Origin of the sequence: Carboxylicivirga linearis (assembly GCF_018271995.1) — a bacterium.
Lineage (GTDB): Bacteria > Bacteroidota > Bacteroidia > Bacteroidales > Marinilabiliaceae > Carboxylicivirga > Carboxylicivirga linearis.
This window is the reverse complement of the sequence record NZ_JAGUCO010000005.1, coordinates 15,062-29,459: the sequence shown is the minus strand read 5'-3', so window position 1 is coordinate 29,459 and position 14,398 is coordinate 15,062. Positions and strand designations below refer to the sequence as shown.

The window sequence follows — 14,398 nt, the reverse complement described above, 5'->3', positions numbered from 1 at the left end:
ATCTAATGCTACGATTAAAAACTAAGATTTAAACCAAAAATAAATTGACGACTCTTTGGGTAAGGCGAGTAATCTACGCCAGGTGTCAATGGAGATTTTCTACGTGTAGAAACCTCAGGATCAAATCCACTGTAATTAGTTAAGATAAATACATTATTACAAGTTGCATAAAACCTTACATTTTGAAGATTTACCTGTTGTATCAATGATTTTGGTAATGTATAACCAAGCGTTAATGTGTTCAAACGAAGGAAAGAACCGTCTTCGATAGCCCAGTCTGAAAGAACATATCTGCTCATATATGGCGACCACATGGTGGTATTTTCATTCATAGCAGCAAGAGTAGCCGGATCATTTACCAATTGACCATTCTCGTCAATATTGTTCCATCTCTTTCCTTCAGCCATCATATCAATCATATTACGATATGGATATCTACTTGTAGATGTATACTCTATTTTGTTAGCATTATAAACATCGTTACCATAGCTATAACTAAAAACGGCAGAAAGATCAAAACCATAAAAACGTGAACTGATAGTGAAACCACCAGTACTTAATGGGTTAACATCTCCAATAATATCAATATCATTTTCATCAACAATATTTTCTTCATCGCCATCAACATTCTTTAATTTCATTGATCCTGGTCTTATCGTACCGATAATACCAGAATTATCTGCAACTCCTTCTTTTAATATCCATTCTCCTGAAGTTTCGTCATACCTCTCAAAATCCGACACTTCATAACGTCCATCTGATTTATAACCACGAATCTGTCCAACAGGTGAACCAACTGCAATCCAATAATCAGTACCTATTTCTGTTGATGCCCAACCTGAAGCTTCGCCGAAATCATTCATGATACCTAATGAATTTACATTATTACGATTCATAGCAATATTGAAACCTAGATTAAGTCCGAAGTTAGGTTTATTAACAGCTGCCCAGTTAATTGACATCTCTAGACCTTTATTTTCGGTCTCACCCATATTTCGGTATTGATAGGTATAGCCTGTACCTGACACCGGGAATTTAATTAACAAATCGGTAGTTGTATTCAAATAAGCTTCAATAGAACCGTTCAATTTATTATTGAAGAACCCGTAATCCAACCCAATATTACGAGTTACAGTGGTTTCCCATACTAAATCAGGGTTAGCCATTTCATCAGCGACCGCCCAGTAGGAGGTAACATTATTGATATATGGAGTAATACCGGTTTCAAACGCCTGAACCAATTGTCCGGCAGGAATATTATTGTTACCTGCTGTACCGTAACTCAATCTCAGTTTTAAATTACTTAAAGTATTAGATATACCGTCCATAAATCCTTCTTCAGAAATTCTCCAGGCAACTGCAGCTGAAGGGAAATATCCCCATCGGTTACCTTCGGCAAATTTACTTGAACCATCAGCCCTAAATGTTGCTGAAGCTAAATACTTACCTTTATAATCGTAGTTAGCACGACCGAAAAACGACATTAACTTATCATCCGCACTAATTTTATTATCTACACTTAAAGGTGTACCCTGCGATGTTAAACGAAATACTTCATTTGAAGAAAAGAACGAAGGATATCCCTGAATAATATCAGTTTTTTCACTTGACTCGCGTACGATTGACTCCTGACCAAGTAATAATTTTACTGAGTGATCAGCATTACCTATCAAACTCTTAAAATCGTAGTTTATTGAGTTTGTATTTCTGAAGGTTTCGCGATCGGTTACTCGCATACGTGCTGCTGGTAATCCTTGATAAGAGGCTTCAACATTATTTTGCACATAATAAGTAGAAGTACCATAAAACTGATCTTTTTTATACTTATAGGTTTGTAATCCCACTTCAGTCTTTAGTTCCAGATTATTAACAATCTCCCATGAGAAACTGGCTCCCATATTTAAAGTTGTTCTTCTCTGTTTTGAATCATTGTCATCCACGGCTGTCAAAGGAGGAATCATATAACTTGATATTTCCTCATCTTCATAATCATCCAATCCATTTAATGGAATAGGTGAATAAATCATGGCATGCTTTACTCTCGAGTCAGTTGGAGTAGCCGTTGTTTGCTCAATAGCGCCACCACCATTAATATCTGTATCTGAATACCTCATTGAGTATGAAAGAGTAATCTTATCTGTTGGTCTATGATCAAGTTTTAAAGCCAGATTATGACGCTTAAAATCAGATCCCAACATGATCTCCTTATTATTGATATGAGCATAGCTAAAGTTATAGGCAAACTTTTCTGATCCACCACGCACACTCACATCATGGTTAAAAGTTGTACCCGTACGACCATATACCTGATCGAACCAATCATTTCCGGGTTGACCATTGTACAAATCAATATCCTGATATTCTCCAAAATATCTTGTATATGATTCTAAATCATCTTTTAGTAACGATAACTCATACTGCCAGTGCACAAAATCCTCAACACTTAAACGATCTAAAGTATTAGCAACTGATTTTATACCAGTATAAGCATTATAGCTAACCGACACTTTGCCTTCTTGACCACTTTTAGTTGTTATTATCACAACACCATTAGCACCACGAGCACCATAAATTGCTGTTGATGAAGCATCTTTTAAGATGTCAATAGATTGAATTTCTGAAGCTGGTATATCGTTTATTGTGCTAACCGGAAAGCCATCTACAATATACATTGGTGAGTTATCCTGTGTAATAGATCCTCCTCCACGAATACGGATGTTAACATCAGCATCAGGAGAACCTTCAGTTGTGATTACTTGAACCCCGGCCATTTGACCTGTCATTGCTTCAACAGCTGATGTTACCGGAATGGCTTCCAAATCTTTACCTTTAACTGAGGCTACAGAACCAGTAATGTCTCGTTTTTTTACAGTACCATAACCTACTGCAACTACCTCATCTAATTGGGTAAACTCATCTTCCATAACAACATCAATGGTAGATCGTCCTTGCACAGCTATTTCTTGCGTGACCATACCAATAAATGTTACTACTAGCACATCTGTTTGGGCATCATTTATTTCCAAAGAGTATTTACCCTCCATATCAGTGATTGTACCTTTGTCTGAGGTACCTTTAACTAATACAGTTACTCCTGGTAAAGGCTCGTTTTTTGTATCGGTAATTTTACCGCTTACTTGTTGCGCCCAACTAGTATTGCTGCATAAAAAGAGCATTAAAAGCCCCAGCAACAAGAACTTGTTGAGTTGAAGATTTTCTTTTTTCATAAGACTTGCTTTAGTAAACTATTTAAATACATTTCTAGATTTGTGTAATACTTTTCTAATTTATATTGGGATCCATCTTCTTTATCATTGGGATTTAGTTCGTGTTTGATTTCCCATTCATCGGGAATTCCATCACCATCAGTATCAACCGGAGCTTCTTCTGATATTATTTCAGGCCAACCACCTACTTCTTCCTGTGAGTTAATAATACCATTGAATTCACCTTCAGCAGAACCTTTTTTAACATCGGCAATAATTTTCTCGTCAACCAAATCGCGATATAGGTTGGCACCTGCATTTGCCAAGACCTTTTCATAAGCTTTGGCAGCCTTTTCTACCTTTATTCCTGAGTTAAATAAGCGCTCAGAGACAAAATATTTTGAAACAGAATCAGCTGGCATAAGCAAGCCCTTCAGATTATTTTTAGTGATTGTATTATTCTGATCGACTACGTTATTGCAGAAATTAAAATAACTATAAGGTGCATAGGGTTCCAGTATTTGCTTACTGGCCTTATCGCCAGTTGCTGGTCCTGGTTTAAAATAATTCGCCAGAATTGAGTAGTTCCCTTCTTCGCCAGCGTAGATACATTTCGATTTCCAGTTATACACTACGTTATTAACAATCTCAACTTTCTCGCTATCCGGATCTTTATGTTTCCTGCTTCCTTGTAAACGAGGATTGCGGCTTTTATGATGAGCTAAAAGATTATGATGAAAAGTAGCTTTTTGACCTCCCCATATTCCACCATAACCATGTGACCCTTTATGATGGTAGCTATTATTAAGACTTTCGCTGATGATGCAATATTGCAGTGTGAGGTTTTCGATATCATACAAAGAACAAACCTCATCCGTAGCCCAACTGAAACTACAATGATCTACAATAATGTCCTTTTGACTAATAGCCGTGATCGCATCTAACTCTTTTTGCATTGTGTCACCCGGCCTAACTCTTAAGTACCGGATAATTACATTATCAGCATTAATACGCAACCCTTCACCACGCAAGCAGATTCCTGCACCCGGAGCAGTTTGTCCGGCAATTGTAAGATCACCGTTATTTATATCCAACCTCGATTGTAAATCGATATAACCACTAACGGCAAACACAATGGTACGGGCTCCTTTTTTTCTGATTCCTTTTCGCAGACTTCCGGGCCCTTCATCATTCAGATTAGTTACCGTATAAACATATCCACCTCTCCCACCGGTAGTATATTTTCCAGCTCCTTCTGCACCAGGAAAAGCTGGCACTCTTTCTTCCTGTATAAGGTTAAAAGACATCAACCCCACTACGGCGATTAAAACTGTTGATATGACAAAATATTTTTTCATTCTGATGATTTCAGATTATCGATCTAATTCTAAAGCTGTAAGAATAAATGGTGCCACTCCTTTGGTATCGTTTATCACTTTCTTTTCGGTGATGTAATACTCAAAAGATCCATCGCGATATGGATTGCCTCCTAAACCACAACCTCCGCATATATCTTTCATTTCAATTCTACCATCAGGATATTCGGTAATAAGATGGTTTATAATTCCATCAAATGTTTCTTCGGCATAAGTTCGATACTTACTATCTAAATATCCTTTGTTCGCACCTTTAGCAAAAACATAAGCAAACATGGACGAGCCAGACCCTTCCAGATAATTCCCTTCTCTATTTCCCTGATCCAAAACCTGGTACCAAAGGCCTGTTTCTTTGTCTCTTACTTTCAATAGAGCTTCGCACGTGTTATTGAGTATTTGAATTAAAGTATCTCTATCAGCATGGTTTTCCGGCAAATAATCCAACACATCAACAATGGCCATTGTATACCATCCCATTGCACGACTCCAAAAATGAGGGGACTGTCCTGTTTCAGGATTGGACCAACTCTGTTCTTTACTCTCATCCCAGGCATGATACATTAGTCCTGTTTCTTCGTCCTTTGTTTTATTGTAGATTAATTTTATTTGAAAAGTAACTACATCAAACCATTCAGGCTCATTAAACTCTTTTGCATATTGTGCCAAAAAAGGAGATGCCATATAAATACCATCTAACCACATTTGGTAGGGATACACTTTTTTATGCCAGAATCCACCCGAGTTTGTTTTCGGATGTTCTTTCATTTGCTGTACCAGTTGATCAATTACTTTCTTATATTTTTCTTCACCGGTACGCTTATAAAGCGTTATTACATTCTTTCCAGGATTAATGCGATCAATATTATAAATTGATTTCTTATATGTTTTTACCGAACCGTCTTCTTGTACAAAATAATCGATGTAATCAGACATGTACTTTGAGTACTTTGGGTCGATATTACCCAAACGATCAATGGCTTGTCCCAGAAAAGCAAAATCATACTCCCATTTCACTTTCTTAGGATTAAGGTAATAAACCAAGCTGTCGTTGTCACGCATAACTGCATCAGCCATTTTAAGCGACCATTTTTCAGCACTTGATTCTACATTTGTACTATCCGTTTTTGTCTTTGTTTGACAACCACTAAACAATAAAATTACAGATAGTGATAGTATTGTGATTACTTTCATAGTATAGGTTTTCATGCTTTTGTTTTAATAATTATCCTGACTAATCACCTTTGAATTTTTATGCTCTATAAGGTTTTTAACACCTGGTAATGCATTATTCAGGATATATATGGATTCAGTATTTTCTGCTTTGATATAATTACTCATTGACTCAACCTGAAAACAATCTTTGATTAACAAACCAGAACAGTTAGTAAATGCAAAACCAAACCTATCTATATCAGGATTTAGAATGGTTACATTGCGGAACTGAATATTATTTGAGTTCTCAAACTTGAAAGGCTCTGTTTTTTTAGATTCAATTTGAAAAGTATTAAACTGAATGTTGCTCGCATAATTTCCGTACACTCCTTTTTCAGCACTCACAAATACATCATTAAAAGTAATATTACTAGCATCTCTCTCCTTTAACCCATAAATAGCCACAGCCTGTTTTGCTTTTTTAATTCTAATATTGGATATAAAAACATTTTTAATGGCGGGAGTTCGTTCTGAAACGGGTTCTTCGGGAGTTTCATGATAATGCATATTAATCATAACACCATCCTTTACAATATCGTACATCACAATATTTGAAATACGAATATCTTCAACTACACCTCCTCTTCCTCTCATTGTCTTCATCCGAATACCTCTATCTGTTCCCTGGAACACACAGTTAGAAATGGTAACCCGGCGCACACTACCTGACATTTCACTACCGATAACCACTCCACCATGTCCATCCAACATCGTACAATTAGTAATGGTAATATTTTCTGTTGGACGAGCAGCCGATCTTCCGTCTTCATCGCGTCCGGACTTAATAACAATACAGTCATCGCCTACACTAATATGACAGTTGTTAATCCGTACGTTTCTGCATGATGATGGATCAATTCCATCGGTATTGGGAGAATTATCAGGATTAAGTATGGTTATTCCGTCGATAGTAATATTCTCTGAAAACACAGGCATCAATGTCCAGAATGGTGGATTTTGAAAAGTTAATCCTTCAACCCTTACATTATAACACTCATAAGGCATAAACAATGTAGGTCGTAAGAAACGCCCCATTTTTTTTATATACTCGTTATGTTGTAGTAAGCTATCATTCTCTTCCGCAAAAATCTGCTCCCATTTAGTATTCGTTTGCTCACCACCTTTTATTCTCCACCATAAATCCCACCACTTTTTGCCGCTACCATCAATTAGACCTCTACCTTTTAAAGTTATATTAGTAGCATTGTGAGCATAAATATTAGATTTAAAGGTTTTAACTCTTACACCTTCCCAGCGGGAATCTATCATAGGTAAATAATCATCAAAGTTGTCAGTAAACTTCAAAACAGCTCCGGCACCTACATTTAGTGTTATATTACTTTTAAGCTCTATTGGTCCCGTCAGATATTGACCAGCCGGAAAATAAACTTCCCCACCACCTTGATTAGACAAATTAGTTATTGCTTCTTCAATTATATGGGTACATACTTTTTTTCCGGTATGATCTGCCCCTTCTTCCCGTATGTTAATAATACCTATTTGTGAAGATGCATCGATCAATGGCATCAAAAACATTATAATTATTAGTGCTACCCTTTCAGATTTTTTCAACATAAAACGATCTTTTTTGGCGATCAGATTAAACTGTACAAATTTGTTAAAAATTACAACTGCAATATACTTAATGCCTTTGCCTGTAAGTAGGTTATAATTATTCGAAATAAAGGGGGTGAATCATCACAAACCAACCGTCAACCATACACTTAACAACTGTTTACCTGAATATTACACAAATACCTCCCTCTGCTAAATTAACACCCAACAAATGTTAAAAACCAACACTAAATGTTATATTTGCATTACATATAAATCATATGAGAAAATCCATATTTTTAGTTTTACCAATACTCTGTTTCTGTTCCGTTATGTGGGGCCAGAATATTTTTCGATTTGAACATTACAACTCTACAAACGGCCTTTCGCAAAATACAGTAACCAGTTTACTAAGCGACAACAAAGGATATTTGTGGATTGGTACCATGAATGGATTAAACCGTTATGATGGCTACAATTTTAAAGTTTACAAAAACAATATTGACAATCCGCTACTAACTAATAACCGTATTTTATCACTTTGGCAAGATAAAAAAGAATTTATATGGCTTCAAACTTATGATAACTATTATCATTATTTAAATCCCAGAACAGAACAATTCAAAACACTTCCCGAATATTCTGCTCATATCAATAGTAAATATAATCATGCAACTTGTTTTCAACAGGCTAATAATGATATTATATGGGTAGGAACTTCCAACGGAGGTATTTATCGTTTAGAATACGATGACGAAGTCGATGGTTATGATCAGCAACATTTCTCAGATAAAGGACCATATAGTATCTCAAACCAAAAAGTAAGATTTATTTATACCTCTGCAGATTCAACCGTTTGGGTTGGAACCGACAAAGGGTTAAACCTCCTCTCAAAGGAAGATATCAAAGCTAAAACTTACCATTTTCAACATTTTTTCATTAACCTTTCCTTTAATTCTGCTATTGAGTTGAAAGACCGCCTCTGGTTTGGTAGTGACTACGGAATTTTAGAGTACAATAAATTATCAGGTACGTTTACTGTTTTAGATACAACCAATATTCCATCACTTCCTCAGAATGAGATTCATCACCTCTATCTTTCTAATAATGGACTCGTAATTGTTACTTTACAAAATGAAGGTGTACTCGTTTATAATCCTAAAAACCAAAAATGGCAGACTATTAAAACACATGGAAACAGTATTTTAGATGTTTATTTTGACAGACACAACAATGCCTGGATTACTGCTAAAGAACTTGGCTTAACACGTTTGGATCTGGAAGACTTTTCATCACACTTTTATAACCTTACTGAAAAATCATACCAATCAATTACAGACCTTGAACGTCACGTATTTTACGAAGACAAAGATGATAATTTATGGATTGGTTTACATGGTAGTGGACTACGTCTTTACAATCATATAAAAGATGAATTTACCGGGTATACCAATAATATTGAAGACCCTAATTCACTATCAAGTAACATTGTTCATAGCATTATTGAAGATGCTTCAGGAATTTTATGGCTGGGAACCGGGCAGTTCAAAGGAGGAATGGAAAAAGTAATTAAATACAATCCTGCTTTTAAACACTTAACTGTTCAGAAAAATCCGATGCAAATTAATGATAATGTAGTTAGATCATTAGCACAGGACCGTAATGGTTGCATTTGGATGGGCACCAAAAGTGGTGAATTACATGTAATTAATAAAGATCATTCAGCCGTTCATACTTTCAAATCTTTTAAAGGTAAAATAGATAATCCGGGCAACATAAACATTTACAGCATCTACATTGATGAAAATCAACACATCTGGCTAGGATCAAAAGGAGAAGGTTTATTGGTTAGTACCACTCCACTACCCAATTCTCCTAATCAGTATAAAAACCTTCGTTTTAAACAATACAAAAATCAAGATGACGATAGCACATCTCTTTGCAGTAATAAAATTTACTCCATTGCAAAAGGTGCAGCCAATACACTATGGATTGGAACCTTTGAAAACGGGATATCAAAAGTAACCGTTAATGATATTGATAAACTGTCGTTTACTAATTACAATACCACTAACACCAACTTATCCAACGATTTGGTGCGTTATATGATGGTTGATAATGACTCCAACCTTTGGGTAGCCACTTCTTTTGGTTTAAATCTATTGCATGCCGACAGTCTGAAAAACAATCGAATTAACTTCAACACATACTATCACAGTCCTAATGATAAATCCAGCATTAGTTATAATGACATTGTTATAATCAGAGAAGATTCTAAAGACCGAATATGGTTTGGTACTTTTGGTGGAGGTGTAAATTACCTTCAGTTACCACTATCTGACACTTTGCAATTTAAAACCGTATCATCAAGACAAGGATTATCTAACGACGTTGTATTTAGTATCGAAGAAGATAATGAAGGGATGATATGGTTTGGATCAGAAAATGGTTTAAGCCGATATAACACTATACAGAATTCAATTGAAGTTTTTAATGAATATAATGGTTTATCATTCAATAACTTTTCGGAAAGCACCTCCATCAAACTAAGTAATGGACAGCTATTCTTTGGTGGTTACCAAGGGGTTGAAGTTATTAGCCCTCAACTCATTCAACCACCTAAATACCAGAACAATATTGAATTAACCAATTTTCAGCTCTTTAACAAAGATGTTATTGTTGGAGCCAATAAATCACCGCTACAAAAGAATATCTCGTATACCAACGAAATAAAACTATTACATCACCAATCGAGTTTTAGCATTGAATACTCAGCTCTCGACTTCCGCGACCCCAATAAAATTCAATATGCCTATATGCTGGAGGGATTTGATCCAGACTGGGTACTAGTAAATCATCAAACCAAAGCCACCTACACCAACCTTAAACCGGGCGATTATACATTTAAAGTTAAATGTACCAGTAGTACAGGTAAGTGGTATGAAACAGGACGCAATTTAGCCATTACCATTACTCCACCATGGTGGCAGACACGTTTGGCTTTAATTGGTTACATCATCTTAGCCGTTTTAACCTACCTAGTTATTCGACAGATTGTATGGCGCATTAACCGATATCGCAAGGAACTGGATTTAGAAAAAACGGTAAACTCACTTAAACTTAAATTTTTCACCAATATCTCACACGAGATCAGAACACCACTGACTCTTATACTGGGCCCCATTGATGATCTATTACATCAGGATATTCAGGATAATGAGGTTAGTCGACAACTAAAAATAATCAGAAAAAATGCCAACCGAATGCTCCAGTTGGTAAACCAATTGCTAGACTTTAGAAAAGTACAAAACAATAAGATGACCTTAAAGGTGGAGCCAATAGAACTCAACTCTTTTACCCAGGGAATATATGAGAGTTTTATTCCTTTGGCTAATCACAAGGGCATCTTCTATACTTTTAAGTCGCACGATACACCTATTGATATCTGGGCAGATAAAACAAAACTTGATTCCATAATATATAACCTAATTTCCAATGCCATTAAATTTACCCCTGAAGGTAAAAAAGTGGTAGTAACCGTATCTGTTGATTCATCCAGTTCCATGGCTCAAATCAAAGTTATTGATCAAGGGCCCGGCATACGAGATAAGGATTTATCAGATATTTTTTCGAGATATACCATTTTAAGTGGTAATAACCAGGCAGGAACAGGTATTGGTTTATCACTTGCTTACGAACTAGCTAAACTGCACGGAGGAAACATTGAACTTTCATCTGTAGTTAATCAGGGAAGTTCATTTTGGGTGAGCATACCGCTCGATTCCGATAAAATACTAAACCTGTTACATGTTCAAAAAAAGCAGCTTAATTCAAACGATTCTCAGATTGACCATCATCTGGAATTTGATATTATTGAAGATAAAAATAATGGCAGTGACAACCATCCACAGCCTAACTCTACGGTATTGATTGTTGAAGATAATCTTGAAATAGCCAACTACCTGAAATCATCATTACATAGCACTTTCAATTGTTTGGTAGCTGCTAATGGAGTGGAAGGTATAAGGCTGGCAAAACAAGAAAATCCGGATGTAATTGTCACGGATATTATGATGCCTCAAATGGATGGTTTGGAAATGACTAAGCTCCTGAAAGAAGATTTTTCAACTTGCCATGTTCCCATAGTGATGATGACTGCCAAAACTGATGTTCAGGATCAAATAACAGGAATTGAAACAGGCGCCGAAGCATATATTACAAAGCCTTTAAACATTAAATATCTGAAGGCTGTTATTAACACCTTTAGCCAACAACGCCAGTTGATTATTGCTAAATTCAGAAATAATAAAACCATTGATCCCAAAACATTAAAAATCAATTTTAAAGATGAAGAATTCCTAAAAAAACTGGTTGAATATATTGAAGAAAATTATTCCAGCGATTTGAGTGTTGAAGTATTGTCAAGTCATTGTTGTGTAAGCCGAACAGTGCTTTATAATAAAGTAAAAGGCCTTACCGGATTAAGTCCATTGGAGTTTGTACGACAAATTAAACTCAAAATTGCAAATCAGTTATTGGTAAAAGGATACTCAGTTTCGGAAGTTGCCTTTAAAGTGGGTTATAACGACATCAAGTACTTCTCAAAACTATTTAAAAAACAATATGGTTATCCACCAAGTAAAACACCAAAACCAGTAGATAAATAAGAGACAAAATGTGACAAAACACAGAACTGCACTTTAATTCTTAATACGCAAAATCAAACAGTTCGTTAAGCTCATATTGCTTCCAGATGGTAAACTATAATATTAAATCAGACTGATAAATACCTTTATTTAAATAGGGTATATATCGTTATAATTAAGGCGAAGCATCCTCAATACGTTGTATTACTGACTATTGAAAATCAATTTTATTCACCAGAATAATTAATAAACCAACATACATTATTTATTTTAGCAATTCTCAATAACGATAAATCAAAATACTATGATACCATTCACAAATCAAACTAACATTAACAAACTATTTTATTTTATTGCATTTATTCTATTAACAACAGTTTTCAGTTGCACCCAAAGCAAGCCTTATACTATCTATCTTGCCGGCGATTCAACAATGGCTGAAAAAAAAGCGGATAAACGACCTGAGACAGGATGGGGCGAACACCTAAAGGATTTTCTTTCTGAAAAAGTTACGGTTGCCAATCATGCAAAAAACGGAAGAAGCTCTAAATCCTTTGTAACAGAAGGTCGCTGGGATTCGATAATGGGCCTATTACAACCGGGTGATTATGTTTTTATTCAGTTTGGCCATAATGATGAAAAAGTGAAACGAGAAGACCGATATTCTTCACCTGAAGACTTCTATACGAACCTGTGTGGTTTTGTTGATGATGTCCGCTCTAAAGAAGCAACTCCGGTTTTACTTACTCCGGTAATGCGCCGCCGCTTTGATGAAAACGGACAATTTTACGATACGCATGGACAATACCCTGAAATGACAAGAAAAGCAGCGAGCGACAAAGAAGCTACATTAATTGATATGCACCAATTATCGGAAGAGCTAATTATTGAATACGGTGAAGAAAAGTCAAAAGAACTGTTCTTAATTGCCGAGCCGGGCGTTTGGGAGAATTACCCGAACGGAAGGGATGACAACACCCATTTTAATGATAAGGGAGCTACTGAAATGGCACGCCTGGCAGCATATGCCATTAAAGAGTCTGACTTAGCAATACGAAAAGATATTACTATTGAAAAGTAAGAAACATGAAACTTCTTTTAACCATCCTCTTAACACTCTTAAGTATCCAACTTTGGGCTAAAAAAAAGGACATAGTGGTTGCTACAGATGGTAGTGGAGATTATACCACTCTAACTGAAGCCATCAAACAACTGCCCTATTACAGCTATCAACGCGTGGTAATATTTGTAAAGAATGGTGTTTACACAGAGAAAATTCGTCTTGAACAGGATTATATTACCATACAGGGAGAAAGCCGCGATAGTACCATTATTGAATATGCGCAACTGCGCGAACATTGGATTGAAAACCCTGATATTATTGGTCCGGCTGTTATTAATATCGAAGCCGATGATATCATTCTCGACAATCTGACTATTAGAAACACTCAACCAGAGGTGGGACCTCATGCCTTTGCCATTCTGGGAACAGGAACACGCACCATTATTACCAATTGCAATGTTATAAGCAAAGGAGGAGATACTGTTTCGTTATGGAATTACAAGCACGGAAAGTATTATCATTCCAACTGTTATTTTGAGGGTTGCGTCGATTTTGTTTGTCCGCGAGGGTGGTGCTACATCAAAAATTCTGAGTTTCATCAGTTAAAGAAAACGGCTACACTATGGCATGCCGGAGTAGATGATAAGAATAAAAAGTTTGTGTTAAAGAATTGCTCCTTTACCGGCGTTGAGGGGTGGCAACTAGGACGGCATCATTACGAAGCAGCCTTTTTTTTAATTGACTGCACCTTTGGCAAAGGGATGTCTAAGAAACCTATCTATTTTGTAAGTTACCCTGACAGACCTGAGAAAACTCGTCCCTATTTCTGGAAAGACCGATATTACTTCTCTGGTTGCAAAGGAGATGGCTTTCAATATAACTGGTTTAATGATAATTTTCAATTTGGAATATTTAAAGTTACGGCTAATGATATGACTGCCAGATGGACTTTTAATGAACAATGGGATCCTGAAATGAAGGAATTGCCACAAATAAGAGAAATAACATTAAAAGAAGATTTTCATACCGTCTTAATTTATTTCAAAGAATCAGTTGGAGTAAACTCCGATCTTAAAATAGCAACTGCTACTGGTAAAACATTATCATTGATTCAAGGAAAAGGAAGAGATATACTGGAGCTTAAATCTGATCAAGCTCTTAGTAAAGACGACTTTAAAGAATCATTTACTTTGGTAAATGGTAGAATTTGGGGAAATATTGCGAGCGCCAACGAAAGGGTCTATAGTAAAAGTGACTCTATTTCGATTTCTAATAGTAAATACATGGAAATCGTAAAAATGAAATAAAAGCCATAACTTTATTCTCTATAAAACAACAAAA

The 14,398-nt window shown here is 35.9% G+C and carries 7 protein-coding genes; 3 read left to right on the top strand and 4 right to left on the bottom strand.

The features are described from left to right. Positions 1 to 14 precede the first annotated feature (14 nt). Genes KEM10_RS09030 through KEM10_RS09015 form a run of 4 tightly spaced genes read right to left on the bottom strand, consistent with a single transcriptional unit; the run spans position 15 to position 7,369 of the window. Positions 15 to 3,227: a SusC/RagA family TonB-linked outer membrane protein gene (locus KEM10_RS09030; protein ID WP_212215665.1), complete on the bottom strand. Its 3,213-nt coding sequence runs from the start codon at positions 3,225 to 3,227 to the stop codon at positions 15 to 17. Then, positions 3,224 to 4,564 carry a pectate lyase gene (locus KEM10_RS09025; RefSeq protein WP_212215664.1) on the bottom strand — a complete coding sequence of 447 codons (1,341 nt, stop codon included), beginning with the start codon at positions 4,562 to 4,564 and terminating at the stop codon, positions 3,224 to 3,226. Before KEM10_RS09025 ends, KEM10_RS09030 begins: the two co-directional genes overlap by 4 nt. A 15-nt stretch (positions 4,565 to 4,579) precedes the next feature. Continuing rightward, the gene (locus KEM10_RS09020) at positions 4,580 to 5,773 is read right to left on the bottom strand and encodes a glycoside hydrolase family 88/105 protein (RefSeq protein WP_244825691.1); all 1,194 of its coding nucleotides are present in this window, start codon (positions 5,771 to 5,773) and stop codon (positions 4,580 to 4,582) included. 24 nt (positions 5,774 to 5,797) lie between these two features. Beyond that, positions 5,798 to 7,369: a glycoside hydrolase family 28 protein gene (locus KEM10_RS09015; protein WP_212215662.1), complete on the bottom strand. Its 1,572-nt coding sequence runs from the start codon at positions 7,367 to 7,369 to the stop codon at positions 5,798 to 5,800. A gap of 260 nt (positions 7,370 to 7,629) precedes the next feature. On the opposite strand from KEM10_RS09015, the gene KEM10_RS09010 reads away from it, so the two are divergent. The 3 genes from KEM10_RS09010 to KEM10_RS09000 all read left to right on the top strand — a co-directional run bounded on the left by KEM10_RS09010 (position 7,630) and on the right by KEM10_RS09000 (position 14,364). Then, positions 7,630 to 12,015 (top strand): hybrid sensor histidine kinase/response regulator transcription factor, encoded by a 4,386-nt coding sequence (locus KEM10_RS09010; RefSeq protein WP_212215661.1) that lies wholly within the window; start codon positions 7,630 to 7,632, stop codon positions 12,013 to 12,015. 283 nt (positions 12,016 to 12,298) lie between these two features. Further along, entirely contained in the window at positions 12,299 to 13,075 is a 777-nt protein-coding gene (locus tag KEM10_RS09005; RefSeq protein ID WP_244825689.1) for a rhamnogalacturonan acetylesterase, read from the top strand. Positions 13,076 to 13,080: 5 nt separating this feature from the next. Continuing rightward, on the top strand, positions 13,081 to 14,364 hold the full coding sequence (locus KEM10_RS09000) for a pectinesterase family protein (RefSeq protein ID WP_212215660.1): 1,284 nt from the start codon (positions 13,081 to 13,083) through the stop codon (positions 14,362 to 14,364). Positions 14,365 to 14,398: the final 34 nt, after the last annotated feature.